Here is a 25,758-nt window from a genome sequence, read left to right as displayed (position 1 = left end):
GTCACTCCCCTTCGTCGGGTGGCGGCGGGCACTCGGCGTTGACCAGGAAGTGCCTACCCCCAACCACCTCGGTCCGCATGAACGCGTTACCAGATATCCCGTTCACCGACCAGTTGTAGACGTCGTACCGAACCAACTGAATGCCACCCTCATCATCCACTACCACCTTTGGCTGGAAGACCCCGTCATCATCCAGTTCGTACGCCAAGCAGGAGGTGCCGCTGGGCGTCCTGGACTTGACTGGCTCATCACCATCCATCACCGGGATCGGTCCCGCCCCGAAGTCTACGACGGCATCGGCCTCGGACGCTCCACCTATTCCATCTTTGGGCGTGAGCACGTACCACCGGACGGTCTGATCGACTGCGTAGGCGCCGTCAAACGCTTGGTGCCGAAGCTCCCACTCACGGGCTTTGGTAGTCAGCCAGGCTTCCTTACGGTTCTGCATGGCCACGACCCTTAAAGAACGAAATTGAAGATCGAGAAGTCGATCGCCTCGTACGGCTCGAACTCACGGTAGACAGGATCCGCGCCGTCAGCCAGAAGACCGCCCGACCCGTCCAGCAACGACGGATCGGACTTGATGGTGACGCCACCGCTAGAGTAGTTCGGCTTCTGCTTCCCCGACTCCAGGTGCACGGTCCCCTGATCGAGCAGCTTGACGACCCAAGTGCTCCACTTCAGAGCGAACTGATATTGAACGGTGACGTACGGCGTCCCGTCCGGACCAAAGCCGTTCGACACCTCCGCGCTTACGAACCGACAAGTCTTCGCTGGGAAGACACCCAAGAATAGATCGTCGTTGACCTTCTGTTCGACGGCGGCCAGCAGGGCCGGGTCGATGGACGCCTCGTTCCGCACCACGTTAATGATGCCGTCGTTGTAGTCGCGGGTAAGGGGCTGGGTGAACCGCTGGCCTGCGCTGTTCCGGACGGGCACCCCGTTCGAGTCAACGTCAACAGGGATCTGCCTAATGTTGGGACGCATGGTCCACTGGGTCTTGGCGTTCAGAGGGTTCTCACCGCCGGTCTGCGTCGGATCGTACTGAGCGAACGTGCCGACCACATCCCACTGGATGCCGTCGTCGGTCGACTCCGTAGGCACGAGCGACTGCAAGTAGTGCCCGAGGATAGTCTCGCCGTCGAGGTTGTAGGCCATGTTGAGGACGATGCCGGCGGACTTCAGCATCTCGTACACGTTGGCAACGCCCGTAGCCGGGGTCTCGGTGATCACCTGCCAGGTGCGCGATATCGTGTGGCGACCGTTCGCGCTGAGGGTGCCAGTCCTGGTCTTCGGCTTCTCATAAACTCCGGGTTCTAACATCTGCCTTGCCTCACCAGGTGTTGGGATAGAGTTGGCCGTCCGACGCCTGAGCATCAGCGCCGCTCGATATCAGGTTGTCATTAATTTGCTTGGCCTGCGCCAGAGCGCCATTGGCTGCGATCTGTGCGAGGATCTTATTGCTCTCTTTGGTCAACGACTCGATGTTCGACCAAACCTGGCTCGACTCGTTTCCCTGCTTGGCGAAGATGCTGTAAGCCTCGGTCGAGGTCGCATCAACCGCCCCTATATCGCCGGTGGCCACGTTGTCGCGGGCGGTCTTCCGGATGGAGCGATCGAATGTGTTTTGATCCAGGAAGCCCAGCTGCTTGGCCATCGCCAGCTTGGTCAGATTCTGGGTCTGGTTCTCGGCCATCGTGCGGGTGTCGTCGTACGCCGACTTTGCGGCGGATCTGATGTCATTGACCCTGCCAACCTGCCGATCGTTCTTCTGCCCCTGCTGGGCCTGGTCGTACAGCGCGCCGGCCTGGTCGCCGGTGATCTCGCCCATCTTGCGACGCTTGAGTATGTCGGCGACCGAGCCCGAGAGGCCGGGATTGGCAAGGTCGACCGCCCCACGCTTCAGCTCGTCGTTGATCTTCCTGCGGTGCTCGACCTCATCCTTGGCGATGGCGACGAGACGCAGTTCGCCCGCAAGCTGCTGGCTCATCCCATCAGCGAGATTCTTCCTGTACGTCTCGTCGATCTGGGCGCGGCGTTCGGCGATCGAATTCAGGTTGATGCCCGAGACGGCGAGCTTGGCCTGGTAGTCGGCCTCCTCCCGCAGCGATTCGAGCTTGCCGCGTCCCTGGAGTTCGGCACCCTGCGCCCTGCCCCGGCGGCTCTCGACCTCGTACTGCTCGATTACCGCCTTGGTGACGCTGTTGTAGGCCATCTTGGACTTCTCGACTCCGAGGGCTCGCTCGAATTCGATGTCCTTGAGCTTGATGTTGGCGCTGAGCAGGCCGTCGACGATCCCGACCTCGGCTTGCATCTCGCGAGTGCGGTTCTCAGCCCCGAAGGTCTGCGCGGGGGCGTTCTGCTCGCGGGTGGTTTTATCGTTTTCGCGCAGGAGGGCCACCGGGTCTGCGGCGGTCTTCAGTGCCTGTTCCCACCGGGTCTTGTCGGCCTTGGACATGGTGGTGTTGGCGACGATCTTCTCGCGCAGTTTGCCTATGGCTTCGAGGTCGCCCTTCAGGGCGTCGGAGACTAGCGCCTCGTCGTCGGTGATCTGCTTACGGAGCTTGGTGGCCTCTGCCGACGCGCCGTCCGCCGCAGCCCTCAGGGCGGCGGTCTCCGTCTGCCTGTTGGCCATAGCATTGGTGCCATGGAGGGCGGCGGTCGTATCGTCCTGTCGGAACTTGTCGCTGTTAAGCAAGGCGGTGGCCCTCGCGGCCTTAGCCTCGGCCTCCATCACCGCCCTGCGATCGACGCCGACTTCTCCCAGCTTCTGGGCATCCTCGCCGTTGATGCGAGCATTCAGGTAGCTGCTGCGATCCGAGAATCCGCTCGAATTCAGCAATTCAGCCCTGGACCGAGGATCTGAGACCTTGTCCTGGTACGACTGCTCGGCGGATTCCCGCTTGTTGAGATTACGGGAAGAGTTGTAGAAATCATTGCGGGACTTTGTGTAAGCACTAAAGTCCCGGATGCTACTCTTCTCGTTCAGCCGATCGAACTCGGTAGACAGTTCCTTCACCTGCCCCTTGAGGTAGGTCGTCGACCCCTTGTTGCTGGTGTATAAGAACTCCTTGACCGACTTGTTGACATCGTAGAAGCCCGCAGCCAGGTTGGGCATATAGCGATCGGCCAACTCAGCCGACTGGCTCTTAATGATGGGCATCGCAACCTGTAGACCGACGATCCCCAGGGTGAGGGCACCGGCCGCACCGGCGCTCATCCCCATCGCCACGCCCATACCCTCAACGTTGTTCGTGATGCCCATCAGTCCGGCCGCACTGAAGTCCTGCACGCCGCGACCCAACGTGAGCATCGCGAAGCCCATATTCTTCTTACGCTTGTCCAGCGCGGCAGCCGTCTTATCAGCACCATCCAGGCCGCTACTCACCTCGTCGGGGAGGTTGTCGCCGTACATGTCTCTGGCACGGGCTCGCAACGCATCGACCCGGGACGCAGCGGGACCACGTCGCTTGGTACCGGCCTCGGCTGCCTCTCGCGTGAACCGCGCGATATCCTCGGTGAGAGACTTCTGCTTAGCCAACTCGTCGGTGGCCAGGCGCAGCTTGACGGCCTGGTCGATCTGCGCCTGGGTCGCGCCCCTGGAAGCGAGGTCGGACGCCAGGATTTGATCCTTGGTCATCCTGAGTTGGTCGTACTCGCGCTTCAGGGACTGGACCGTGTTGAGCACCGACTTCTCGTCGTCCAGCTGCTTCTTGGTGGCAGCCTCAAGAGCGCGACGGGCCTCCAGCTGATCATCCAGCCCTTGCGCGGCTGCGCTGGCCTCCCCCACCCTGTTGTTGAACGCGACCTGATTCGCGCCACGCTGCCAAGGGTCCTGCACCCTCGCGTTGCGACGACCAAAGTCGATCTTGGCCTGCTCGATGCCGGACCAATTGGAGCTTTTGCCAACCATCGCCTGCTGGAGCGCGATGTTGTCCTTGATCTTATTGAACTGCTGATCGAGCTTGGTCAGACCGAGGGCATCCACCTTGATGACTACCGGCTTTGCGCCAATGGTCCCGATGGCGTTCGAGGCTGCGATGGCCTTGGTTATGATGTTGTTGAGCGGCGCACCACCCAACTGGCCGAGAGCGGCGTTGGCCTTTGCCACGCCGCTGACAATGCCGGAGGGATCGAGCCCGGCAGCGATGTCTACCGATTTGATCGTGCTCATCGCCGCGTCCCCCGTTGGCTGCTCTGACTAGACTTGACCGGCGTCACGACGACTATTTCAGGCTTTGGGACGATCGGCTTTGCCTCGGATTGCTTGGCCGATGCCTTGCGGACGGCGGCCTGGATCTCCGCGTTCAGCTTGACCACGATCATCTGCTCTTTGGTCCGATGATCGGCCAACGCCTGTTTCCTGACCCGCAACGCCTCGCGGCGCGCCCCCGACATCGCGATGAAGTCTTCGGGCTCGACATAGTCTTTTGCGATCTTGCCGGCGAAATTGGCGGTGGCGGCAGCCACGGTCCCCGCCACCTCGCTCGGGAGCATGAGGCAGTAGGAACCGTGCATCTGGCGCCACACGTCCATCTCGCTCACGGTAAGCGTGTCGACCTCGTGGAGGAATTTTCCCAGCGCGATGGCGACCCGGCATCTTAGTTCCAGGTCGGGGTCCATCACGCCTGCGGTTTTGGGTCCACGGGGTCCTTGATGAAGCCGTTCAGCTTCATGGCGGCGAGGTAGATCGGCTGGGCGGTGCTGTCGGGGATGGAGTTGAGGGCGTCCACGTTGGACTGGTCGGCCAACGGGTTGCCCCCCTCGTCGCTGAGCGACAGCGCCAGCATCTTAGCCTTTTCCAGCGTCTCGTCCTTGTCCGCCACCCAGGCGCGGATCTCGCCGACGGTGAGTTCGCGCACGAACACCTCGCCAGCCGGGGTCTCGACCTTGACGACCTTACGCTTCACAGCCAGCAAATCGCTCAGCGACATACCCATCGAATCATCTCCCTCAAGCACTTCCCGAATGTACCGCCACGGACCCTAGCGACCGACCGCCGGATCAACCAGGATCGACGAACGGCGTGATCGTCAGCTCGCCGGTGAGGGTGATGGTGACGTCGGCCTCGACGTTGCCGGTTCCGGTGACGTCCATCTTCGAGGCGGTGTAGCCGGTGACGTAGCCGTCCGAGGACCACGCCGACCCGTCCGAGAACAGCACCTGCCAGTTCTTGGAGGCGGTCGCGGCGGGAGCCACCAGCTGCGTGAGCAGGAATTGGTGGGTCGTGTCCAGGGGATTGTAATAGACCTTGAGCTTCAGCTCGCCGGGCGTCAGCATGTTGCTGGGCCGGGAGGTGCGGTAGAAGGTCCCAGCCTCGTTTGCCTGGATGGTGGTGTCGACCTTGTCGCGCGTCAGGTTCGGCCCGTCGATCGACACCCGGTTACCGACCGGTGTGTAGGTGGTGCCGCCAACAATGGCGCGGTACCCGAGGACGGTCGACTCACCGAAAAGAACTACAGGGTCCGGCATGGCGAAGACTCCAGAATCGAGGACGTAGGGCGTGGAACCCAACAGATGCTATAACTTTGCAACCGGACCTACTCGCACCAGCCAACGTGGAACGTCAACCGGACCTCGTAGATGGTCCGACCGCTACCATCGTCAATTTGAAGCTCGTCGTCCGTCTCGTCCTTGAGCTTGAACGACGACCCGACGTAGACGGTTCCCATCGGACCCCTCAGGCCGTTGAAGGCTTGCTTGATGAGGATGGCGCGCTGGACGGCGTCCGGCTTGCTGTAGTCGAACGAGTGGAAGACGACGTAGCCGCTTGAGCTGACTATCTTGGCACCATGGCTCGGCGAATTGCCCATAACCGGATTGTCTTGGCGATTCTCGAAGCGATACAGGATGGCGGGCATCCCGGTGCCTTGGTCGATGGCGTCCGGGTAGCACTTGACGCCAGGGAAGAGGGGCTGGAGGACGCCCTTGACGCTGGCGCGGATGTCCCCGGGCGCGGGGGGAGCGTCCATCGTGCCGAGCGGACCAGAGCCCATTATGTTGATTCCACTCATCGCAGTGTCTCCAATTGAATTACTCGGGCACCAGATCAGGAGGTACCGGCGCGGCGAACGAAGTACCATCCCAGGACCATCCGATATCGACGACCTCGTAGCCCGACTCATCCAGGCGGATTAGTGCATCCGCACCGTGGTCCCACTCGGCTACGCCGTCCCAGATGGCTATGTTGTCCACCCGCCCGTTAACGATCATAGCCCAACGCATAACTAATCTCCCTTACCAGGAGGTGATGATGACCACTCCGTCGCCGCCGTCGCCGCCACTGCCGTTCAGAACCGCAGTGGCCGCTCCACTGGACCCGCCACCCCCAGAGAAGCTGACGTCCGGCACCCCCGTGAAGCCCGAACCTTGGGCAGTGACCGTGATCGATTGGATGACGCCACCACTCACCGTGGCCGTGGCCGTGGCCCCGGACCCGCCGCCGTTGGCGATGGTGACCGTCGGCGCGGAGGTGTAGCCGGTGCCGCCGTTGGTCACCCTGACTCTGGTCACCTGGTAGGTGCCACCTAATTGAGCGGCCCCACCGCCGCCACCGGCTCCGTAGAGGCCGCCGTTGCCGCCCGATCCGGGACCAGACGCCGATGAGCCGCCGCCCGATCCGCCGTTGCCGTACAGCAAGCCAGTCCCGCCCGGCCGGGAGTATACTAAGCCGTTGAGGCCGTCGCCCCCCGCCCCGGGCCCACCCGTGTTGTTGCCGCCGGACTGGGTTCCCCAGCCCATCACAGCGTTCCCCGTCCCGCCCGAGAAATAGGCCCCGGCCGCATTCATGCCACCGCCACCACCGGCACCGCCCGGCGTGGTGTAAGGCACGCTATTCTGAGAACCAGCCGTACCCGCACCACCAGAACCGCCAGTGCCGGCCCCAGCGAGCCCGTTTGGGTTGCCGCCGTTGCCTGGACCAGTCCCAGCGGCACCCCCGCCGGGACTGCCGCCCGCAGCCCTCAGGTATGTGGTATTGAACATGCTAGTACCGCCGGTCAAACCAGCGCTGCCGTTGGCGGTGGTATTCAGGATTACGGCACCGCCATTACCCCCGGCCCCGATAGTCACGGCGCAAGTGCTACCCAGATCGGAGTCCAGGAACGTGGCCTCGGTGTAGTACCCACCCGCACCACCGCCGCCACCGCCCTTGATGTTGGCCCCAGCATCACAACGGCCGGAGCCCCCGCCCCCGCCGCCGCTTACCATCTGCACGCGGTGGAATGTGGCCCCCGTGGGCTTGGTCCAGGTCCCACTGGCCTTGAATATCTGGATAACCGGAGCAGCCGCAGGCGTGCCGGCCGGACCAGTCGGGCCGGTAATAGAGAGCCCTTGAGCACCTGTCGGGCCAACCGGACCCACGACTCCGGTTGCACCAGTAATGCTAAGCCCTTGAGCGCCTGTGGGACCAACTGCGCCGGCCGGGCCAGTAACTGAGAGTCCTGCGATCCCCGTCTGCCCGGCGACTCCGGTTGCCCCACGGACGCCGGTTGCTCCGACCGCTCCGGTAGTCCCGACCGGACCCTGAGCACCCGTAATCGATAATCCGGAAACTCCCGTCACTCCGGCCGGACCCTGAGGCCCGGTAATCGATAGACCAGGGGCACCCTGAGCACCCGTAATCGATAATCCGGAAACTCCCGTCACTCCGGCCGGACCCTGAGGACCCGTGATCGACAATCCGGCAACACCGGTCGGACCCATCTGACCTTGAGGGCCTGTGATCGAAAGCCCATCATTACCGGTCGGTCCAATCGATCCCTGAGGGCCGGTTATAGATAGTCCAGGGATACCTTGAGGACCCGTGATCGATAGCCCTGGTATTCCCTGAGGGCCGGTTATAGATAGTCCAGATGGCCCGGTCACTCCGGGTACCCCCTGAGGACCCGTCACTGACAACCCGGGAGAGCCTTGAGGCCCGGTAATCGACAATCCAGGTACCCCGGCTGGACCCGTTGGCCCCATCGGCCCGGTCGGCCCCTGGCTTTCGCTGCCACCACCGCCGGACCCGATCGCCGCCCAAATCTCATCGTGTGCACCCTTCGTATCAGCACACCACAGCCAAGACGCAACAGCATACTTCCTGTCGACCGTATCCTCCACCGGAGCAGACACCAACAACCGATTCCCGTCAGTACCAATCACCAAGAAAATAGACGAATTCGCAGGTGACTGCGCAATAGTGAAAGCGACCCCCAGAGGAGCCACCACCACCGGAATCGGAGAATCCTCAGTGGCGTCCACAAACTGGCTCGCGTTATCCACGTCAAACCAGCCGGAACCAGACACGTGCGTCTGCACCAAACGAGCATACGCCCAATTCTTGAGATTACGGTGAGGAAGCTCATTGTCGGGCATCAGAATCACCCCCGGCCAGCCACAAAGAACGCAACGCCTACCTTGAATCTTTGACTCAGACGAAATATTGGCGCAAAGCCTCCGACAAGAACGCCTCCACATTGGCAGTGAATATGCTCTCGGTCTGCTCGAAAGCACGCTCCATATAGTGCTTGCCAGGGACGTCCTTCTTGGAGAGGTAGTGCTTGAACCCCTTCTCCGCGAAGTAGCCGTAATAGGTCGACTCGCTCGCCCCGAGCTTTGCCTTGCGCCGCTTGTCCATCGAACTGACAAGGACCGTAATCTTGGTGCCATGGGTCTTACCGGGCCGGATGCGGATGTTCTCTGCCAGACGCCCCGTATCCCTCGGAGCGATCGCCCGCGCGACGTTCATGGTGGGGATGAGGGAATCGCGCAGAGCACCCCGCACGAACTTGTTCCGCACCACGTTCGGCAGCTCGTCCAGCTTGGCCATCAGAGGGCCGAGATCCAGGTCGAACCTCAGGAGGCCGGACTTCAACGCCGCATAATTCACGATGTCAGCCATCGGCTTCGCCCCCGTTACCAGGAACCGGAGAGAGAACGATCAGACCAGGAACCGACACCTGAGTTGGCCGGCCGACTGACCGAAGGCGAACAGCGCGACAACGTTCTCAGTGAACGGGCAAGGGAAATAGCCGTCCCCCGCGTTCCAGATGAGGGGCCGTCCAGCCACCAGCTCGAAGGTGTCCCCGCCCGCTGTCTGGTCTACGAAGTTGGTGCGCAGCGTCATGTTGACGTTGGATAGCATACAGATGTGTTGAATGTCCGCGACCGCGAAGCCGATGATCATTGCCGTGATGGTGGAGCCCGAGGAGATCCCCGTGTTCACGTCCAGCACAGCCTCGCCGATCTCGTCGAAGTTGGCGTTAATAGCCGGATAGCCAGCCACCGAACTGGAACCGCCGCTCACCTTGATCGCAGCACCGATAGCCATTGGACAAATCCCCCGAACAAAACAACCAACTTGAATCTAAACAGGCAACTCGGTCGCCAGGACCTGGATGAACCGATTGGCCTCTTCGACGTTGTCAACGCGAGTGATGTTGAAGCTCCGGCCCTCGTACCCGATCCGGTCCTTGGGCTTGACCCTGAAGCCCGGCCAGCGGAACGTAATGCGGTGGGTGGCGAGCGGCACGTTCTGATTGAGACCAGGAACGACGTACTCGCGCCCGTCCACGGTCGCAATGCTCGCGTAGACCTTGGCCAGCTCGTCCCAACCGACCACCTGAGGGGAGCCGTACGACTCCTCCTGGACGGCGTTGCGACGCTCGATGCTCACCAAACGATTGAACTTATTCGGGTTCGGGAATCTCATCACGCCCTCCAGCGATGGCACTTCTCGGTGAAGAGCAGATCCCTGACGCCCAGTTCAATTGCCTTGACCGTCGACTCGCCGGTAGCCTGACGCTGCTCGTACCAATGACCGATCAGCAACCGCATCGCATGCTTGATAGAGTCCGGCACAAGCTCAGCACTCGCGTACCCGGCCGTGTAATTGATGATCACCCTGTCGGTACGCGCGGAAGCGTAAAGACATAGATCCGAGCGGTAATGGATCTTGCTGGACCCTGGGTAGAACGAGTAGTCGCCCGCTTCCAAGGTGATGAGGGTCTCGGTCGAGTCGTAGTATTGGATGCTCTGGATCGACTGCACGGGCGGGTGTGGGAGATCCTTGACGAATCGCCCAGTCACCAGCCGGTATTGGGTCGTCATGGGGGTGAGGTTGAACCCCTTGGCGATGTAGCGGTGAGCGGTTGCAATCAGGGACTCGACGTAGACATCGTCGGGGAGACCCTGAGGGCTGTTCAGTTGCGCCCTGGCCTCCTCCAACGTGAGTGGGTGGGCCGTGGGTCCGGTGGTAATGGTCAGTTCGTAGCTCGGCCTCATCGAATTACCCCCATCAGGGCTCGTTAGGCGCCCAGACCCATGGACAACTCGGCCAACTGCGCCCTGACCTCTTCATCGCTGATCGGGGGAGGCGCAGGTGCCTCGACCACCGGTTCGGACTTGGACGATTCGGCCTCGATTTTGGCCAGCTTGGCAGCTGCCTTCTTCTCGGCCTTGGCCTGGCGTTGAGACTCCAAGGCGAGTGCCTCGGCGGCTTGAAGCTCCAGCCTGGCGAGAAGTTCGGCCTCGGCCTTGGCCTGCCGCTCCAGGTAGTCGTCGTCGGCCACGATCCCGCCCTTGATGTAGTACAGGTACTGGGTGCGAGAGAGCGCCAGGCAATCGTCGGGCCTCACTATTTGTCTGCCCAATAGGAAGCTCTGCACGGCTCTGACCGCGTACCACTCGTTTCCGTCCTCGTCGATGTATGGCTTACCCATTCTCGCCCCCATATACGTGTTGAGGGACGGCCGCATTGGCGACCGTCCCCCATAGCTTTGCCGCTGGCCGTATCGGTTGGGCCGGGATCAGACGACCTTGAGGTCGTTGCTGATGCTGAAGGCTTCCGGGTAGCGGAGGGCGACGTCGACCATCTGGTGGACGCCGAAGTTGACGGCGCCGGAGCCGAAGCTGCTCTTGTCGTCGCGGATCAGGTAGACGCCACCCCAGATGCCGATCATCAGGTGCTGCCAGCAGCCCAGGATGATCGAGGACAGGTTGGAGTCGGTCGTGTCCTGGTTGTTAGCGGGGACCATGTTGGACATCAGGGCCGGGTAGCCGCAGATGGTGTTATCGCCGGCCCAGAAGAAGTCGGCGTACTGGCTGCCAGAGAGCTTCGGCAGCTGCTTGAGGTAAGACCGAGCGTGCGGGGTCGTGATCCAGGAGAGCGGGCCGCGCACGTTCTTGATGGCGATCTGCTTCTCGAACTCCAGGATCTTAGCAAGGGTCGCGTTGCCGCCGCCCGAGCCGGTCTTGAACTCGACGATGTTGGTGCCGGTCGACGCCAACAGCCCACGAGGAATGCCGTCCGCACCGGTGCCGTTGAACGTCGCGTTCTCCATCTCCAGGAACATCTCGCCGAAGAGGTCCTTGACCAGGTCCGCTTCCTGACCGGCCTCGGCCTTCTTCATCGACTCGTACGAGACGGTCGCGTTCGCGGCGAGGTGCTTACCGTCCAGGATGACCGAGGTGTACCCGGTGCCGCTCTTGTTCGGGGCCGAACCCTCGGGCACCCAGTACGCGGCGGTCTTCACGTTCTTCTTGGGGGTGTGGTACTTGCCGTTGGGCAGATTCGTCTTGAACGTCGCGCCGGCCTGACCCAGCACCGTCAGCGGACGCAGCATGTCGATGATGTCCGTGTCGTAGTTCGTGAAGATCGCACCATCGCTGGTGCCCGTGGTCATCGAGGGGGTGACGACGGCGGGCGCGGCGTGGCGCTCCACGACGGCGTCCCACGGCATGTAGATCCCACCCTCAGGGAACGGCAGATTCCGATTGAGCTGGGAGTAGGTCTGATGGATCTCGCCCTCCAGGCCGTCCACCGCTTTGCCAGCGGCCATAGCCTGGACGACGCGCGAACGCTTGTAGGTGTGCTTGCCGACGTTCTTGGCGTCGTGGTGGGGCATCGCAGCGAAGCCACCAGCGGCCACCGAGCTGAAACGCTCGCGGACATCGGCCTCGGACTGGAGGGCCTTGACCTCGTCGAGGAGACCCCGAGCGCTGCTCAGCTCCTCGGTCGACATCGAACGCTTCTCGGCGTCGGCCTTCTGGATGATGGCCTGGGCTTCGTCGTGCTTGAGCTTGGCCGTCTGGCGGAAATCAAGTCCGGTCATCGCGTTGGTCCTCTCGAATGAGCACTATTTCACGTCAAAGACCGCACGAAGCTCAGAGCAGCGAAGCGGCCAGGTCCAATTCAAGCCTGACGCGATCATCCGCGCCGCGGTCGTCATTACCAGATATTTGCATCGAAACCAGCTGCTGAGCTTGCAGCCGCGAGGACTGCATCTGCGCCTCACCGATCGTCGTACTGATGCACGCCGGGTCGGTGACCGGACCAGCTTCATACAGCTGAGCCCTACTGATGTACCGGATCGGCGGATCCACCTTGTGATCCCACGTGCATTCCAAGACCTGGAATGTAATCGACTGTCCCTGGAGATCTCCCCGCTGCACCGCCTCCGCCACCCACGGACCCTCACCACCCTTGGGCAGACGAACCGACGACCACAAACCCTCAGGCTTCTCCACGAACGATGCAGTGCCAGCCGAGCGACGGCCCAGCAGCTTGCTGTAATCGTGATTGAAGCAGCACAACACGTCCTGCGCCGGATCGGCCAACGACAGCGCGAACGCACCAGGCAGGAAGTAATTCACGTACAGATCCAGAATCGGGATCGGCGTGTTATACAGGTTGGCGAACCCCTCGATGACCACGTCCCCGGGGACCACATCCCCATCAACGGAGGCGTCAAGCGACTCGACCGCCTGAGAGGCCCTGACGGTCAGGACGTTCGAGCCCCAGAGTCTCTCAACGTTATTGGGCAGTGCGGGATTAGACATTGATAGGAACCTCCGAAGTTGAAGCAGGAAGGTTGCTACGCAGCGTCTTCCCGCTCACGATCTGCTCAAGGGTCGCCTGATTGGACTGGATGATGTGGGCGTCGCCGCCATCAACAGGAGGAAGACCAAGGCGAGCACGAGGCTCGTTGACGCTCTTGATACCGCTGGTGACGTACTCGCGGTCGGCTTGCGCCTGGGCCAGAGCGTTTCCCCGAAGCAGAACCTCCAGGTCATGCATCACGCAATAGCCCGCGTCCCGCTCCAGCTGAGAGAACAACTTCAAGTTGCACTCGGCCTCGATCATCGTGATCCACGACATCAGCGTCATATCGACGTACTGCCGGTTCTGCTCCTCGATGTTCCCAAACGTGGAACTACTCATCTCAGCGAGCTTGTGCGGCGGCAACGAAAACAGACGGCACACATCCTGAATGGCGAACGTCCGGGACGCGACGAGCTGAGCCGCTTCGGGACTGAACGAGGTGGCCATCCACTTCATCCCACCCTGGAGCAGACCAATCTTATTCGCGTTGGTGACGCCACCATGCTCGTCCACCATCGCGCTAAGGTATGCCTCGACCTCCTCAACAGTCATATCCTGATCGGTCATCAGGTAGCCGCGCATATTCCCGCCGTTCGAGTACGTCGTCTGCGCGTAAGCCTCAGCCGACGTGTACAACGCCAAGGCTGGCCGACCGATCAACAGCGGCGAATCGCCATTGTCCCCGCAGCAGGCGTAATTCTTGAAGTGCAGCACCTTTTCAGGTGGCAACTCCTTAACCTGATTGTTCAGCCCCATGACGATATAATAGAGCTGCCCATTACTGTCCCGGTACGCACGCCCGTACTGAGGGTGATGATGCTGAAGCCCGGTGACCTCGCCCCACCGGGTCGACTCGATTATGGAAATCGACTGACCCCACCCCAAGCAGTAGCCCATTACCTGACGCTTCGAGAAGAACGCGTTCGTCTGGCCGTGATCCCAGGAGCTGCTCAGCACCTTGGCCACCGGGTGATCGTCTACCACCCGCTTGGAACCGTCCTTCTCGCGCCGCTTCACCTGGATCGGAATCATCGCCATATCGCTGGAAATGCGATTAATGGCCGAGTACACGGCGGTTAGACTCATCGCCGAGTCTTCGTTGATGCGCGATTGGGCCTCGCTCCAGTAGGGGGAATGCCTACCCCTCGCCCCGTTCAAAAGGGTCTGGAAGAACTCCCTATCCATGTTGCGTTCGGGTGCGTTCAGACGTTCGCGGCGGATCCCACTCTGGTACTTCTTCAACCTAGCCTTGGCCATAGCTGGTGCCCCCACGAACCAGGAGATCGCTTACCGGCCGAGGAGCCCGGCGGAACCGAGGACGGACCCAGGTGATGACGCGCATAATCGTAAGTCCTCCGTACCATAGTTTTGGCTCGGAGCACTCACTCGCCCTCGTCCTTGGGCTTAGACTTGCCACCCACCCACATAAACTTCGGCTTGGGCTTCGCCTTCACGCACGTATCGTCAATCATCGCGGCCACCGCATCGATCAGAGCAGCCACCGGGTCGATCTTCCCCCGGACCGTCTTACGCCGAATCCGCACGTTCTCGCTCGCGTCTTCGATCAGCCCCACGCAGCCCATAGACCAAGACAACAGCGGATTCGCGTGGGCCTTCACCTTCTTGCTCAGCACCAACCGCTGAAACTCCTTCGTGGGATTGCTCAAACCACGGAACGTCTGAGCCAACGCCGTCGTCTTCACCCCACGATCAGCCAGCTCAATGTGCACCTGAGTAGCCTGGTAGCTGTCTACATATATCAGCTTGGGCTTGAACCTCGCATTCATCTCAATGATGTGATCCTGGATGAAGCGAAAATCCACAGCAGAGCCCGGGGTGAGCGTGATCAACTTCTTCTCAGCCCACTCCAGATACTTCCACCTGTTAAGCTTCTCCCGCTCCTGGGCTATCTCCTCCGGACACCAGGTATGAACGAAGCATTTCAGCCCAGTCTCCGAGGTGCCGAACACCATAGCCACGCAAGCCAAGTCATTGACCCTTGCAAGGTCGATCCCCATATAGCAGGGAGTGCCAGGCTCGACCGAATCCAACGTCAACGTCTCATCTATGCAAGTATCCCAAATAGCAGACGGGATGTACTCGCTCGAACCCTCCGACCAGATGCCAAGATGCAGGCGGAAAAAGCGAGCCCGAGCGCGGGGCCCCTCACTAACCGCCTTCTTCAGCAGGCCCTCAAAATCAGTCTCATTGATGGAATGACCAAGAGACGGGTTGGCCCGGTACCAGGTCTCCCGAGCCATTGGGTCCGCGCCCCGGGGAGCCGCATAGATGACCCCATCGAAAGTGGTGTCGATCGTCTCCCCAGAATTCACGGCGAGCGTGTACTCATGCTGCTTACGGCACAGCGACTCATAGCTATCGCCAGCCGTGGTGATGCTGACGATCATCGGTTGATCGCGAGCGATCATAGACCCCTGCATCACGTCCCATAGATCGCTCGACTTGAACCGGTGCAACTCATCGAAAATGACCGCGTGAGCGTTAACGCCGTCCTTATTCGGAGCGGCGGCACTCATCGACTTCAGGAAACCGCCAGGACCGAATTCAATCCTGTTGTACGACCACTTAATCTTCGTCCAGGCGGACAGAGCCGGGTCCATCTCGATCGTGTCCGTCATCATCTTGAACAAGACTTCGGACTGCCCCGCGTCCACCGCACCCGTATAGATCTGCGGCGACGGCTCACCATCAGCGATACCCAGGAACAGAGCCAGGGCCATAATCAGAATTGTTTTCCCACCCTTCTTGGGCTGCTCGATGTAAATCGTCCGGAACCGCCGGAACCCATCGGCCCGCACCCAGCCGATCAGCCGCCAGATGATATCCTTCTGCCAATCCAGCAGCTTGAACAACTGACCCTTCAACCGCCCTTCGACGTGCCGCACGAACTTTTCAATGAAATTGGTCGCGTACTCAGCGCGGTCAGCATCCCAGTAGCAACCCTGCTCGATAGCCAGCTCGTCGGACTTCGTACGCACGACGACGAAGTTGTCCCGCGTCAGGTTATGAGGGACCGGGTGCCCCGAATATGGTATGGCCGCCCATTCTGCGAAGGCATCGCCGATCACCCCCGCCAGCAACTGGAACTTGACAGCCTCAACTATCACGTCAGCCCGCCTTGTTCCGAGGGTTGCTCGCCAAGAACTCAGCGAGCCCGCCAGGCTGAGAGGCACCGCCACCACCGAGAACGCTGATGCGAGACCGAGCCACGGCCGTAAGACCGTACTCGTTGGCGATCCTCAAGATGGTGTCCCGAGCGTCCTTTTCCACAGCGATATACGGCGAGGCCACAGCGGCGCGAGAACCCTTAACCGTGTAGCCCTCGCCTTCGCCGTCGCCGTCGAGCTTCTCCATCGCCATCAGCATCTTGGAATATGCGCGGCATAGAACGCCGAGGATGAGACCGTCGGCCTTGGACAGCACGCCCATCTCATGCAGCATCGGCACCAGCTCGTTCCACTGCGCGAGGGCAACCTCGTCTCGCGCGATGTAAGCCGGAGGCAGAGGCGCGCCCTCAGGCGGAACAGGCTCGCTCTGGTTCATACGTGCCGGCCGAACCCCCAGAGCCTTCTTAACTGAGGTGGGAGCGGGTCTCTTACCACCCATGGGAATCTCCTCTAAACAAGACGGAGGCACGGAAGCGCCCCAATCTGATGTTTGAAGAGAGAGCCCTCCACGGAACGGGAGGGCCGGGACGGCTTGGAAGACGGGCTCACGACGACGAGAGCGACGGGAGCCAAAGGAAGGCCATCGGCAGGGGAGGCGGCTCTATAGGGGAGGATCGACCCTGGTGCAATGCCGGCGGAATCGTACGCTTCAGAGCGCAGCTGGCAGCGTTCCAGCCATATATATAATATCTCAGATGCCCGACCTACCCCCACCTACCTAGATTGCCACGATTACCAGAATGCCAGGTAGAGTATACCAGTCCCCTCCCCATCACCTGCTAGCGTGATCCAACTTGGCGTGGCAGCCCCAGCAGAGACTGACCAGGTTCGACTCAGTGTAAGCCAGATGCGGATACTCGATCCGCTTGAGCTTGTGGTGAACCATATTGGCGAGCGTGGTTCGGCCCCTGGTCAGGCAGACCTGGCAGAGCTTCTTGTCCCGTGCGAGGACGCGAGCCCTGACACGTTTCCAATCGGCCGAGTTGTACCAATCATGGGCCTCTTTTTGGGAGACCTGGACCGGGTTAGGGCCTTCGAGTTGGGTGGTGAGGTCGGGTGCGAATCTAAGGCGGTCTGCCATCGTTCTATCCTCCAGGGGTGTGGGATGCTTATCGACGAACTTCGGTGGTCGGGAGCAGGGAGGCGGTTGGTGATCCTGGCTAACGGCCCATCTCTCGGAGATGTGGATACTCCAGGTTTGGTGAACCCAGAGACTGACTTACTAGCCGTGAACCGGCCGGACCCTCGCGTGTTGGGATCGCTGCGGTACCACTTGTTTGTGGACGAGTCGCAGTGGGTTCACGCTGGGGCTTGCCCTGGTGCGACGATTTTGACGTGTTGTGAGGGTGGGTCTGGTGCGCAGGATCAGGTGAGGTTCGGGCGTGTGCTAGGGCTTGGGTTCAGCTTCGATCTAGGGGTGGGAGTGTATCTTGGGTCTTCGTCTTTTGTGGCTTTGCAGTTTGGCGTGTGGTGTGGGTATGAGCAGATTGATGTATATGGTCTTGATGGCGGGTTCGTGGATGGCAGGGGCTGGTTCTATGGAAATGTGAATCCTGATGTGCGAAACGAGGACAGGCAGCGATGCTTCGAGCGTGAGGCTAGGTTCTTTGACTACGCGGCTAGGGTGTTGCCGGAATCGCTACGGGAAAGGGTGCGGTTTTTGTCTCCGTTCAACGCGAGACCGTTTACTCGCCTGTTTGGGCATCTGGCTTAATGCCATGTGCGAGGCGTGAGCATATATGGCTTCTGCGCAAACCTCGGCTCCAAGTGTGCGTCAACGGATGTCAGATGACTTGACTGACGTCGGTCTGTCCGCTATCATCCGCGAGGAGAAAATTGTCAATGTTGGCGGGGAGTCTCGACTTATGGCAGTATCGCCGAGAGGAATCAGCATCCAGTCCCTCTACAAGAACTACAGAGAGGGAGTCCTTCTTGTTAATCGCCAATACCAAAGAAAGCTGGTCTGGACTGTAGCCGAAAAGCAACATCTTATTGACAGCATTCTAAAAGACTACCCAATGCCCTTGTTTCTGCTGGCAGAGAAGCCGTCGGGCAGCAATTTGGTTTCACTAGAGATCATAGACGGCATGCAGCGTCTCAACGCGATTTTCAGTTTTATTGAGCACTCGTTTACATACAACGGGCGATGCTTCGATATAAGAGAATTCCCCAGGGCTCGGCAAGCTGCGGAGGCCGGCTGTTTTGTCCCGTGTGCTGACAATATCGAACGGATCTCCGCTCTCGACTGCGCCAACATACTGGATTACCAACTCGCCGTCACTGTGGTGCCGAGTGAATTGGACAGTCGAATCACTGACGTATTTGGACGCATCAATTCTGGAGGGCGACAATTAAGCGACCAAGAACGACGCCAAGCTGGTGTTCTCTCTGGATTTGCAGAAGTCGTTAGACATCTTGCGGCCGAAATTCGAGGTGATGTATCCCGCGACTCCTTGCTGTTGAGTCAGATGCCAGAAATCAGCATCGAAACAAGCCGCAACCTTCACGGTTACGCCTTGAAGGCGGAAGACATCTTCTGGTGCTACCAGGGCGTCTTAAGGACAAGCGATCTACGCGACAGCGAGGACGAGCAGGTTCTCGCCGACATCTGCTCCTCTATCCTCCTAGGCAGACCTGCTGAAGCGTCGGGAGACTTTCTGAATCGAGTCTACAAGGAAGGCGAGAAAGAATACGTGGAGGTTAACCGCAACCTTGCCCAGTATGGAAAGGAGAGATTGATCGAAGAAGTCAAAAACGTATTCTCTACCATTAGGTCGACTGTAGAAAGTCATAACAAGGGCCGCTTCGCATTCCGTGATTGCGTGTATCGCAAACCGACTTCCAACGCTCTTAAGGCCCCGTTCTTTGCGGTATTTATGGCATTCTATGAGCTGATCTTCAAGGAGGGTATGACACCCGTGGCGGAAAGTGAAGACACAATAATGCAATGTCTCACAGACCTTTCCGACAAAATCGCTGTCGGGAAAAAGAACCTGAAAACCGCCGCAAGGCAAACCAACGTTAATATTACTAAAGGCTTGATCAGGGACCAGTTCGTAAGATCCGACAGTTCCGTCCTGACGCATGGCCCCGCGATGTCATTCGACTTCGAAAACTCCATCCGTCGATCGCGAACCGAAACCGGCAGGTATGAGTTCAAGCAGGGACTTCTCAGGCTTGATAAAACCAAAACGCGAGACCCGAACATCCTGCAAGTGATCGTTGAGACAATCTGCGGGATAGCCAACTGTGGGCCGCATGCAGACGGATATCTCTACATTGGAATTGCAGACACGCAAAAGGACGCCGCCCGCGTCCAGGAAATCTACAACTCTAACCCGGTAGAGTTCGACCGCGTGTTCCTTGTCGGCGTCGACAGAGAGGCTACCCAACTTGGGCTAAGCCTTGACACCTACGTGAGTCAGATCTGCAACCACATTGCGAACTCAGGTCTTTCGGACCCTTTGAAGACTCAAGTCGGCACGAATATTGATGTCATCAAATACAAGGAAGTGTCGATCGTACGGGTGCGCATCCCACGCCAATCGCAGGTCTCCTTCGTCGATGATATCTGCCACATCCGCAATGGTTCGTCTACGGTAGTGGCCACGGCACCTCAAACATCGGCGGTCACAACGTCTTTCGCGGCGGGCGCTCCCAGGTAGGCGAGCATCCACGACCGTTTCGACGACCAGGCCAAATCGGGTTTTGACGTGGAGCGGACTACTTTAGCCAGTCAGTTTGTCCTTATCTGACTCGGACCCAAGGGCCCAGCTTTGTCTGTCTCATCGTGTTTAATATGAGGTCTTGGCGCATAACTACCATGTAGCTTGGCAGCGGACTCTGGAATCGGTTCACCAAAATGATTCCTAATGCGTATGTCGATCTCAAGGATGTAAAATTTAACGGCATGCATGCTCGACAGGATGAACTCGCGTTGGACGGCGATAGTGCCACCGATTTTTGTAGTCAATCTTGGGATGCGTTCGGCCATCTTCTGATCGATGACCCCCATGCGGTGAACCATGTTGTGCCGTACTTCGGACATCTCCAAGAATAAGGCGCGGACTTCTTTCGGTACGCCTCCCTTAAGCCCGAGGGCATCGAACATCGACTCGAAGCGGCCGATGCCCACCTTGGACTCGGGAGCGGCCTCTCGCTTGTACTCTGCGAAGATCATGCGATAGGCGTCCGACTTCCTCCTGCCTCCCACGAAGTGATCGACTCCGAGCTTGATGTTTTTGAACTTAGGGCCCGTCAGCACTGAGGGGTCAGCTAGTACGAAGTTCTCGGCGACGTCGTTCAGTTTGGCCTCGGTTATGCTCCAAATCCAGACCAGCAAGAGGTTGTACATGAAGTAGCTCTTGTTCTCCACTTCTTGCTCGACGTATGGGGTCATGAGGTCGAGGCCGAATTGTTCGGACCAGTGCTCGTAGACCGGTTGCTCGCCGTTTGTCTTCTCCTCTATGAACTCAATCTCTTCTTGGGTGCGGGGTCTTTCGCGCTCTCTTTCAGCGTACTCCCACAGACTAACTTGATAGTTCAAGGCTTTGATGTAGGCGACGGAGAGGTTCTTGTAAACGGACGCGAGGTCTTCGTCGATCCTGGCGCGGTATCTCTGGCGCGACGTCATTTGTCTTTTCCTTGGCTGGCTGAGTTGCGACTGCAAGCGACCAAGGGACCATTATATCAAGCGCCGTGCGACTCTGCGAGGACGTTCTCGAGGAATTGGGTGATGGTGTCAATACTGCTCGGATCCGACAAGGGCAGCTGACCGGTATATGGCGGGGACGTGTAGCCTAAGTTCCCCAATTCGTCGGCATGCTTCTCCATCCAACGGCGAAGCCTAGGGTTGGTACATGCAGCGAACGCTGACATTTCTTGGCCGCTGGTCACCGCCCTAGTGTCCGAGGCGGCGATGTGGTCTGAGGTGATCGCGAGGCAAGCGATGACTTTGCTGGTCGGGGCCATTAAGTAGAGCATGGCGTGTTCCCGGTCTACATTGATGTTGACAAAGAAACTTGGGTAGTCCTGGCTGAACCAGTCCATTAGGTCGTGAGTGATTACCGCGTGGACGATCATATTGCTGGTTCCCCGATTGCTGGTGTCGGGATCGGCTATTTCACATCCAGGGGCTGAGCCAGACCTCGCCGTGCTTGGTCGCGGCACCAGCCCATTCGTCGAAGTGGTTGTTAATGATGGTGGCGATTGTGGGGATGCTTTGCTCGATCTCAACGAGTGGGAATCCGCGCGACTCGCAGGGCATCCATTCCTTTTCCGAGCAGAGTTCTACTTCGATGAGGTCTCGGCCATCGCCTTGGTATTCGATTATGGCGATTTGGCTGTACTTGCCGTTGGTGGGGACTGACAAGTACAGGGCTTGGTGGATGGAGTTGGGTTTGTGTTTTATGCGGAGGAGCGTGGTTGGTTCGCATCGGAGTTTGGTGTGGAGGTCGGGGTGGAGGAGCGGGTTAAGTGCTTCTCTGATCATGTCGATGGTGGCGATGCTGAGTTCTATACTGGTCATCGGTCAGGCTCCGAGCTTGGCTTTCAGATAGGTTTCGAGCTGTTCGAGGAAGCCGATGTCTGCATACTGGACTTGGAATTCGATCTCATGTGTCGTGCCTTGCGAGGCGGACTTAGAGAGCATCTTGGAGTAGTTGCTGACTAGCATGGCGAGCCGTTTGTTTTTGATGGTTTCGGCCAGGAACGTGATGCCCTCCTGCTCGAAGTAGAGGGTGACGGCGTCGTTCCATCGGGCTCGGTTTTGCAGGGTGAGCCGAGGTTGTTGGCCGTGCCCGTTGAGGATGGCTTTGTAGGCTGGGAAGGTCTCAGCTGCCCAGTCCTTTACCCCATGCATGATGCCCCGCTCGATCATGACCCTGCCCCCTGCGTTGATCACTTAGGCGCGAAGAAGAATCTGCTGGCCCCACCGAACCACTTGCCCAGTCGAGCGAATAACCCGCCGCTCCGGTCGCGTGGTTCCAGCAACCGTTCGATTTTCGCGAACGTTGCACCCGACAACTTCGTGTTCATCGCGTTCATCTTGGTAGCGATATTTGCTTGCAGTTCATGCATCGCGGTGAGGTGGACCCGCAGTCCTTCGTCTACTATCGCGAGCGTCTTTTCCTCAAACTCGGGGTCGGCATACTCGACGAATGGCGCGTCAGTTTGCTGGAGCAACCGACCATGGCACTGGCACAAGACCCCCGCATCACCGAAGGATAGTGTGATATCGTCGATCGGCATCAGCGCAATAGTTATCGCAGCAGCCGGCCCGGCTTTAACGAGCAGATGGAGGCTTATACTTTGGTCGGGGTGGGCGTCGGCTATCAGGTCGGTGATGGCGTGGGCGATGTCCCTGATGGGCGTGCCGGGCATCTTTCAGGCTCCCCTGGCGATGGCGTTGAAGACAGGCATTGTCAGGCGGCCGTGAACTTGGCGATGATCTCATCGACGATGGCCGGGTTCTCGTAAGTCGAGTTGCAGACGACGCGGGACAGTTCGAGGTGGTCGTTCTTCTGGATCCAGAAGTGGACCTCGTCGACTCTGAACAAGATGCCACAGAGCCTCCCGCTGGGCTTGTGATAGATCCAGACGACGGTGTTCGGCAATTCCGGGTAGACAAGCGGATCGACAGCGATGTTGAGGGGGGCGAACTCCCCCGACTCAGCCAGCCGGGCCTTCAGGGGCTCGACCACACTGCGGACCTTGGCCCAGTAATCCTGACTGGCGCTTTTAGGGTCCGCTTTCAAGTCCTGTTGGACGAGGTGGCGGATGTAGTTGGAGAGGGTACGGCCAAGCTCACGCGCCCGCCCCTTGGCCCGCTCGTTCAGCTCGTCGTCAATCTTGATCTGCCAAGGCTGCGCCATCTGACTAGTGCTCCGCTGGAAGTACCAAGTGCCCACTTCGATAATTCAGATTTGCCCCGAAGTGGGACCAACGTATCTACCAATCGAGCGGGCCTTGTGAGCAGGTCTCGCGCATAGAAACGGCCAGTACGCGGTCTCAGCACCGCCCACTGGCCGTCTCCCGAGGAGCAGTGAGGTTGAGCCCAATCAACCCCACCACAAGTATCTACTCAATCCTCATCCGGACAGAGGATCGTAAGGACCGGCGCGGCGTCATCCCCCGGGCCACACGTCGCCTTCAGATTGACCAGCCTCGGCTTTTGGTTGTCATTTCGCACGTATAACTGATAGCTGAGCGTATCCTGACCCAAGCCGGTCTGACCGATCGCCACGTGCAGCATCCACAGCACATCCCAGAGGCGACCGGCCTCGTCCTGGCAATCGACACCCGCCGGAATCTCGACGTACCTGGACCAGACGGCGCGGGTGAGGGCGACCGGGATCTTGAACCCGGCCTCCTTGGCACGCACGCTGACGTCGACCAGGGTTCCATCCTCGATAGCTTGGGCTCGGGTATAAGAATGGATGAGGTCCCAGGCGGGCTCGGTCCTGGCCTCGATCCACTGCCTGAGGTGGCCGGGGGCGTAGGTGCCGCCGTCGTCCTCGTAATCGTCGAGGGTGTTGTCCGGGACGCCGGCCTCGACGGCTGTGATTCGGTCCAACGGTAGTTCGTCAAGCTCAGCCCAGCTGATGTCGAGCCCGAGATTTACGCCGCTATTCATGTCGTCGGCCTGGCGGCTGCCCCATCGGCGGAACTTGGTGGCGGTCATTGTCTTGCTCCTAACGGGTGAGTGTGTGATCACAACTCCATTCCATCAGGCCGAGAAACGAGGCCACAAGTCTTTTGCGCAAGGACGTTGTCTCTCGACATCACGCCAGCTTCGACCAGGTGTGGCCGGCCCTGATCTTCCAGATGGTGGTGCGGCAGACGCCGTACTGCCGGGCCAACTCGACGTTGCTGAGCGGGCTCTCCCTGATGGCGCGGACGTCGTCCCTGGCGAGCGGGCTGAGGCGATTATCGCCCCGATCGTGAGCGTTCTGGTGGCTGTCGCCGTAGTAGAGATTGGTGACGACGTTGTTGCGCTTGTCGTCGTCCTTGTGCAGGACGCTCGCCCCCGGGGGCTTGTCGCCCAGATGCAGGAAGGCGACGAGTTGGTGAATCTTGCGCTGGCGATTGTGGCCGTCGTCGCAGACCAGGTTGACGGCGGGACGGCGGCGATTCGGATCGCCGCCCTTGATGCCGCCGGTCAGGACGGGTTTGAGCTTGCGCCAGTGGCCGGACTTGATGGACCAGACGGTCCCGTCGTCGCCGACCTTGTACTGCACTGCGCCGGGGATTTTAGCGTACCGCATGGGACCGACTCCGCTAGATTGAGCTGTTGCATAAGCACTACGGAATATTTGCTTGCAACAGCTCGATCCTGCGGGTGGTGTTATCGACCGGCGGGAATTATCCGAATGGTCGGGATGGGGGGCAGTCCCTGCTCTTTTCGTGCGAGGTCGCGGTACTGGCCGACGCTCATGCCGGCGGTTCGGCTGGCGTCGGCCCTGATTCTGGCGGCGTGGGCCACGGCCTGGTCGAATGCGATGGCGTCTGCTTTCCAGGCGCGGCCGGCGTTGGCGGCTTTGCGTTCGCGTTCGGCCCGGTTCTTGTTGGCCAGGTCGACCTTGACGGGATCGACCTTGAGCGTCCGTGGGTCGACGGGGTTGGCCTTGCGGTTGGCCTTGATGGCTTCGGCGATGGCTTTCTGTCGGTCGCGGGGGGCGACGATGCCGGAGTGGGAGGGGGCTTGGGCGATCAGGACGGTGGCGATGAGAAGTGAGGTGATCATATCTTGGGTCCTGGTGTGGGAGATTGCTTTCTCGGACACAACAGGTTTCACCAATACGTGAACCGTTAACGAGAACGGGCCGGGGAATTGCTCCCCCGGCCCCCCGCCCCGCATCAGACTCGCGGCGCGCGGATTAGGGTGTTGCGCCTCGCGCGTCGGGCTTCTGCTTCCCGGGGCTCGGTTTCTTGGTCTTGGACCGGCTTGGTTGTGCTACCTCTGCCCGTTCTGCTAGCTCTGCCTCCCGGAGCGCCGTATACTCGGCCCGGTCCACCGCCCCGGTGTAGAGGACACGCTCGGCGATGATCGCCGGGGTGTCCAACCCGTGGCCGATGATTTCCGAGGGCAGCGGCACGGAGATGAACCGCCGCAGCACCACCCCCTCGGCGCTCACCTCCACCTCCCGCAGCTCGCCGGTCTTCAGCTCCACCACCAGATTGCAATGGCTCGCCCCCCCGCCTCCGAGCCGCGTGTGGCGGTTGCCGGCCAGATCGAGGTAATACTGCCTGATGTTAAGCCTGCCGGCCCGGGAGAGCTTCAACAACTCCTTGCGAATCCGCGTATAGGACGCGCACGCGTCGACCGGCAGTTCCCGGTTCACGAACCGCTGGATCTCGTCGAACAGGCACGGGTGGGAGAACGGCACGGTCGGGCACCCGTCCTCATCAGCATTCGCACGCTCGACCAAGGCGGCGTAGTCATCGCCGACGTCGACGCCCCACCAGGCGTAGGGCCCGGCGGGCACTACTCGGAACAGAGTGACGCTGCCGCCGTCCTCGTACGTGCGGAACCTGTGCCGCCCCGCTCTGGAACCGACCAGCAACCGCCCCCGCACGAATTTCTCAACCGCCTGCCTCACGCCTATCGCAGCCATCGCCCGCCTCCTGAGAACCCCGGTGAACGGCCGGACGACCCGACCAATTTAGAACCTAGGTCTCAGAACCGGGACGGTCAACAAACGGAGA

30 protein-coding genes and 1 pseudogene are annotated in these 25,758 nt (G+C 60.1%); 1 reads left to right on the top strand and 30 read right to left on the bottom strand.

Translation table 11 applies throughout. The annotated features are described in order from the left end of the window. Position 1: 1 nt before the first annotated feature. From BSF38_RS25505 to BSF38_RS25410, 20 genes and pseudogenes are all read right to left on the bottom strand, one after another. Positions 2-448, bottom strand: coding sequence for a hypothetical protein (locus BSF38_RS25505; RefSeq protein ID WP_076349880.1), 447 nt, complete (start codon positions 446-448; stop codon positions 2-4). 11 nt (positions 449-459) lie between these two features. After that, positions 460-1,233 carry a hypothetical protein gene (locus BSF38_RS25500; protein WP_145952325.1) on the bottom strand — a complete coding sequence of 258 codons (774 nt, stop codon included), beginning with the start codon at positions 1,231-1,233 and terminating at the stop codon, positions 460-462. A gap of 100 nt (positions 1,234-1,333) precedes the next feature. Continuing rightward, positions 1,334-4,174, bottom strand: a complete 2,841-nt coding sequence (locus tag BSF38_RS25495) for a hypothetical protein (RefSeq protein WP_076349878.1) — start codon at positions 4,172-4,174, stop codon at positions 1,334-1,336. Next, positions 4,171-4,623 (bottom strand): hypothetical protein, encoded by a 453-nt coding sequence (locus BSF38_RS25490; RefSeq protein ID WP_076349877.1) that lies wholly within the window; start codon positions 4,621-4,623, stop codon positions 4,171-4,173. The genes BSF38_RS25495 and BSF38_RS25490 overlap by 4 nt, the downstream gene beginning before the upstream one ends. Next, positions 4,623-4,940 carry a hypothetical protein gene (locus BSF38_RS25485; RefSeq protein WP_145952324.1) on the bottom strand — a complete coding sequence of 106 codons (318 nt, stop codon included), beginning with the start codon at positions 4,938-4,940 and terminating at the stop codon, positions 4,623-4,625. The genes BSF38_RS25490 and BSF38_RS25485 overlap by 1 nt, the downstream gene beginning before the upstream one ends. Before the next feature lie 64 nt (positions 4,941-5,004). Further along, entirely contained in the window at positions 5,005-5,472 is a 468-nt protein-coding gene (locus tag BSF38_RS25480) for a phage tail tube protein (RefSeq protein WP_076349875.1), read from the bottom strand. Positions 5,473-5,540: 68 nt separating this feature from the next. Then, positions 5,541-6,014, bottom strand: coding sequence for a hypothetical protein (locus BSF38_RS25475; protein WP_145952323.1), 474 nt, complete (start codon positions 6,012-6,014; stop codon positions 5,541-5,543). Between the two features lie 223 nt (positions 6,015-6,237). Beyond that, positions 6,238-6,513, bottom strand: a complete 276-nt coding sequence (locus tag BSF38_RS30465; RefSeq protein ID WP_145952322.1) for a hypothetical protein — start codon at positions 6,511-6,513, stop codon at positions 6,238-6,240. Between the two features lie 135 nt (positions 6,514-6,648). Further along, positions 6,649-7,704, bottom strand: a pseudogene (locus BSF38_RS32775) (glycine-rich domain-containing protein); the annotation flags it as partial. 709 nt (positions 7,705-8,413) lie between these two features. Continuing rightward, positions 8,414-8,884: an HK97 gp10 family phage protein gene (locus BSF38_RS25460; protein WP_076349871.1), complete on the bottom strand. Its 471-nt coding sequence runs from the start codon at positions 8,882-8,884 to the stop codon at positions 8,414-8,416. Between the two features lie 39 nt (positions 8,885-8,923). Continuing rightward, positions 8,924-9,313: a hypothetical protein gene (locus BSF38_RS25455; protein WP_076349870.1), complete on the bottom strand. Its 390-nt coding sequence runs from the start codon at positions 9,311-9,313 to the stop codon at positions 8,924-8,926. Between the two features lie 36 nt (positions 9,314-9,349). Next, on the bottom strand, positions 9,350-9,694 hold the full coding sequence (locus BSF38_RS25450) for a phage head closure protein (protein ID WP_076349869.1): 345 nt from the start codon (positions 9,692-9,694) through the stop codon (positions 9,350-9,352). Next, a complete protein-coding gene (locus BSF38_RS25445; RefSeq protein WP_076349868.1) occupies positions 9,694-10,266 on the bottom strand; it encodes a head-tail connector protein in 573 nt (190 codons plus the stop codon). The genes BSF38_RS25450 and BSF38_RS25445 overlap by 1 nt, the downstream gene beginning before the upstream one ends. 23 nt (positions 10,267-10,289) lie before the next feature. Then, positions 10,290-10,703, bottom strand: a complete 414-nt coding sequence (locus tag BSF38_RS25440) for a hypothetical protein (RefSeq protein WP_145952321.1) — start codon at positions 10,701-10,703, stop codon at positions 10,290-10,292. 87 nt (positions 10,704-10,790) lie between these two features. Then, on the bottom strand, positions 10,791-12,095 hold the full coding sequence (locus BSF38_RS25435; protein ID WP_076349866.1) for a phage major capsid protein: 1,305 nt from the start codon (positions 12,093-12,095) through the stop codon (positions 10,791-10,793). Between the two features lie 52 nt (positions 12,096-12,147). After that, complete coding sequence (locus tag BSF38_RS25430; protein ID WP_076349865.1) at positions 12,148-12,822, bottom strand: HK97 family phage prohead protease; 675 nt, start codon at positions 12,820-12,822, stop codon at positions 12,148-12,150. After that, positions 12,815-14,107: a phage portal protein gene (locus BSF38_RS25425; protein WP_168189459.1), complete on the bottom strand. Its 1,293-nt coding sequence runs from the start codon at positions 14,105-14,107 to the stop codon at positions 12,815-12,817. The genes BSF38_RS25430 and BSF38_RS25425 overlap by 8 nt, the downstream gene beginning before the upstream one ends. A gap of 140 nt (positions 14,108-14,247) precedes the next feature. Next, positions 14,248-15,993, bottom strand: coding sequence for a terminase large subunit (locus BSF38_RS25420; protein ID WP_076349863.1), 1,746 nt, complete (start codon positions 15,991-15,993; stop codon positions 14,248-14,250). Position 15,994: 1 nt separating this feature from the next. Continuing rightward, a complete protein-coding gene (locus BSF38_RS25415; protein ID WP_083713462.1) occupies positions 15,995-16,492 on the bottom strand; it encodes a phage terminase small subunit P27 family in 498 nt (165 codons plus the stop codon). 333 nt (positions 16,493-16,825) lie between these two features. Then, on the bottom strand, positions 16,826-17,134 hold the full coding sequence (locus BSF38_RS25410; RefSeq protein ID WP_076349861.1) for an HNH endonuclease: 309 nt from the start codon (positions 17,132-17,134) through the stop codon (positions 16,826-16,828). A gap of 658 nt (positions 17,135-17,792) precedes the next feature. Between BSF38_RS25410 and BSF38_RS25400 the strand changes: the two genes are divergently transcribed. Next, positions 17,793-19,718 (top strand): GmrSD restriction endonuclease domain-containing protein, encoded by a 1,926-nt coding sequence (locus tag BSF38_RS25400; protein ID WP_083713459.1) that lies wholly within the window; start codon positions 17,793-17,795, stop codon positions 19,716-19,718. A 71-nt stretch (positions 19,719-19,789) separates the two neighbouring features. On the opposite strand, the gene BSF38_RS25395 is transcribed toward BSF38_RS25400, so the two are convergent. The 10 genes from BSF38_RS25395 to BSF38_RS25350 all read right to left on the bottom strand — a co-directional run bounded on the left by BSF38_RS25395 (position 19,790) and on the right by BSF38_RS25350 (position 25,667). Beyond that, positions 19,790-20,686 carry a hypothetical protein gene (locus BSF38_RS25395; protein WP_076349859.1) on the bottom strand — a complete coding sequence of 299 codons (897 nt, stop codon included), beginning with the start codon at positions 20,684-20,686 and terminating at the stop codon, positions 19,790-19,792. Positions 20,687-20,742: 56 nt separating this feature from the next. Beyond that, positions 20,743-21,135: a hypothetical protein gene (locus BSF38_RS25390; protein ID WP_076349858.1), complete on the bottom strand. Its 393-nt coding sequence runs from the start codon at positions 21,133-21,135 to the stop codon at positions 20,743-20,745. Positions 21,136-21,175: 40 nt separating this feature from the next. Next, entirely contained in the window at positions 21,176-21,580 is a 405-nt protein-coding gene (locus BSF38_RS25385) for a hypothetical protein (protein WP_076349857.1), read from the bottom strand. Positions 21,581-21,583: 3 nt separating this feature from the next. Beyond that, a complete protein-coding gene (locus tag BSF38_RS25380; RefSeq protein WP_076349856.1) occupies positions 21,584-21,931 on the bottom strand; it encodes a hypothetical protein in 348 nt (115 codons plus the stop codon). A gap of 20 nt (positions 21,932-21,951) precedes the next feature. Further along, complete coding sequence (locus tag BSF38_RS25375; protein WP_076349855.1) at positions 21,952-22,434, bottom strand: hypothetical protein; 483 nt, start codon at positions 22,432-22,434, stop codon at positions 21,952-21,954. Between the two features lie 41 nt (positions 22,435-22,475). Continuing rightward, positions 22,476-22,925, bottom strand: a complete 450-nt coding sequence (locus BSF38_RS25370) for a hypothetical protein (protein WP_076349854.1) — start codon at positions 22,923-22,925, stop codon at positions 22,476-22,478. A 209-nt stretch (positions 22,926-23,134) separates the two neighbouring features. Further along, a complete protein-coding gene (locus BSF38_RS25365; protein ID WP_210405645.1) occupies positions 23,135-23,734 on the bottom strand; it encodes a DUF6573 family protein in 600 nt (199 codons plus the stop codon). A gap of 100 nt (positions 23,735-23,834) precedes the next feature. Beyond that, the gene (locus BSF38_RS25360) at positions 23,835-24,317 is read right to left on the bottom strand and encodes an HNH endonuclease (protein ID WP_076349853.1); all 483 of its coding nucleotides are present in this window, start codon (positions 24,315-24,317) and stop codon (positions 23,835-23,837) included. Between the two features lie 80 nt (positions 24,318-24,397). Continuing rightward, a complete protein-coding gene (locus tag BSF38_RS25355) occupies positions 24,398-24,796 on the bottom strand; it encodes a hypothetical protein (protein ID WP_076349852.1) in 399 nt (132 codons plus the stop codon). 133 nt (positions 24,797-24,929) lie between these two features. After that, positions 24,930-25,667: a hypothetical protein gene (locus BSF38_RS25350; RefSeq protein ID WP_076349851.1), complete on the bottom strand. Its 738-nt coding sequence runs from the start codon at positions 25,665-25,667 to the stop codon at positions 24,930-24,932. Positions 25,668-25,758: the final 91 nt, after the last annotated feature.

It is taken from the genome of Paludisphaera borealis (genome assembly GCF_001956985.1).
In the GTDB taxonomy this organism is placed as follows: Bacteria; Planctomycetota; Planctomycetia; order Isosphaerales; family Isosphaeraceae; genus Paludisphaera; species Paludisphaera borealis.
The sequence above is the reverse complement of the archived record's forward strand: the minus strand, read 5'-3'. Positions and strand labels throughout refer to the sequence as shown.

Excerpts from the sequence above, each read along its gene's own strand:
- BSF38_RS25505 (WP_076349880.1), bottom strand. The coding sequence starts at position 448 with ATGCAGAACCGTAAGGAAGCCTGGCTGACTACCAAAGCCCGTGAGTGG.
- BSF38_RS25495 (WP_076349878.1), bottom strand. The coding sequence starts at position 4,174 with ATGAGCACGATCAAATCGGTAGACATCGCTGCCGGGCTCGATCCCTCC.
- BSF38_RS25490 (WP_076349877.1), bottom strand. The coding sequence starts at position 4,623 with ATGGACCCCGACCTGGAACTAAGATGCCGGGTCGCCATCGCGCTGGGA.
- BSF38_RS25485 (WP_145952324.1), bottom strand. The coding sequence starts at position 4,940 with ATGGGTATGTCGCTGAGCGATTTGCTGGCTGTGAAGCGTAAGGTCGTC.
- BSF38_RS25480 (WP_076349875.1), bottom strand. The coding sequence starts at position 5,472 with ATGCCGGACCCTGTAGTTCTTTTCGGTGAGTCGACCGTCCTCGGGTAC.
- BSF38_RS25475 (WP_145952323.1), bottom strand. The coding sequence starts at position 6,014 with ATGAGTGGAATCAACATAATGGGCTCTGGTCCGCTCGGCACGATGGAC.
- BSF38_RS25460 (WP_076349871.1), bottom strand. The coding sequence starts at position 8,884 with ATGGCTGACATCGTGAATTATGCGGCGTTGAAGTCCGGCCTCCTGAGG.
- BSF38_RS25455 (WP_076349870.1), bottom strand. The coding sequence starts at position 9,313 with ATGGCTATCGGTGCTGCGATCAAGGTGAGCGGCGGTTCCAGTTCGGTG.
- BSF38_RS25450 (WP_076349869.1), bottom strand. The coding sequence starts at position 9,694 with ATGAGATTCCCGAACCCGAATAAGTTCAATCGTTTGGTGAGCATCGAG.
- BSF38_RS25445 (WP_076349868.1), bottom strand. The coding sequence starts at position 10,266 with ATGAGGCCGAGCTACGAACTGACCATTACCACCGGACCCACGGCCCAC.
- BSF38_RS25440 (WP_145952321.1), bottom strand. The coding sequence starts at position 10,703 with ATGGGTAAGCCATACATCGACGAGGACGGAAACGAGTGGTACGCGGTC.
- BSF38_RS25435 (WP_076349866.1), bottom strand. The coding sequence starts at position 12,095 with ATGACCGGACTTGATTTCCGCCAGACGGCCAAGCTCAAGCACGACGAA.
- BSF38_RS25430 (WP_076349865.1), bottom strand. The coding sequence starts at position 12,822 with ATGTCTAATCCCGCACTGCCCAATAACGTTGAGAGACTCTGGGGCTCG.
- BSF38_RS25415 (WP_083713462.1), bottom strand. The coding sequence starts at position 16,492 with ATGGGTGGTAAGAGACCCGCTCCCACCTCAGTTAAGAAGGCTCTGGGG.
- BSF38_RS25410 (WP_076349861.1), bottom strand. The coding sequence starts at position 17,134 with ATGGCAGACCGCCTTAGATTCGCACCCGACCTCACCACCCAACTCGAA.
- BSF38_RS25400 (WP_083713459.1), top strand. The coding sequence starts at position 17,793 with ATGGCTTCTGCGCAAACCTCGGCTCCAAGTGTGCGTCAACGGATGTCA.
- BSF38_RS25395 (WP_076349859.1), bottom strand. The coding sequence starts at position 20,686 with ATGACGTCGCGCCAGAGATACCGCGCCAGGATCGACGAAGACCTCGCG.
- BSF38_RS25390 (WP_076349858.1), bottom strand. The coding sequence starts at position 21,135 with ATGATCGTCCACGCGGTAATCACTCACGACCTAATGGACTGGTTCAGC.
- BSF38_RS25385 (WP_076349857.1), bottom strand. The coding sequence starts at position 21,580 with ATGACCAGTATAGAACTCAGCATCGCCACCATCGACATGATCAGAGAA.
- BSF38_RS25380 (WP_076349856.1), bottom strand. The coding sequence starts at position 21,931 with ATGATCGAGCGGGGCATCATGCATGGGGTAAAGGACTGGGCAGCTGAG.
- BSF38_RS25375 (WP_076349855.1), bottom strand. The coding sequence starts at position 22,434 with ATGCCCGGCACGCCCATCAGGGACATCGCCCACGCCATCACCGACCTG.
- BSF38_RS25370 (WP_076349854.1), bottom strand. The coding sequence starts at position 22,925 with ATGGCGCAGCCTTGGCAGATCAAGATTGACGACGAGCTGAACGAGCGG.
- BSF38_RS25365 (WP_210405645.1), bottom strand. The coding sequence starts at position 23,734 with ATGACCGCCACCAAGTTCCGCCGATGGGGCAGCCGCCAGGCCGACGAC.
- BSF38_RS25360 (WP_076349853.1), bottom strand. The coding sequence starts at position 24,317 with ATGCGGTACGCTAAAATCCCCGGCGCAGTGCAGTACAAGGTCGGCGAC.
- BSF38_RS25355 (WP_076349852.1), bottom strand. The coding sequence starts at position 24,796 with ATGATCACCTCACTTCTCATCGCCACCGTCCTGATCGCCCAAGCCCCC.
- BSF38_RS25350 (WP_076349851.1), bottom strand. The coding sequence starts at position 25,667 with ATGGCTGCGATAGGCGTGAGGCAGGCGGTTGAGAAATTCGTGCGGGGG.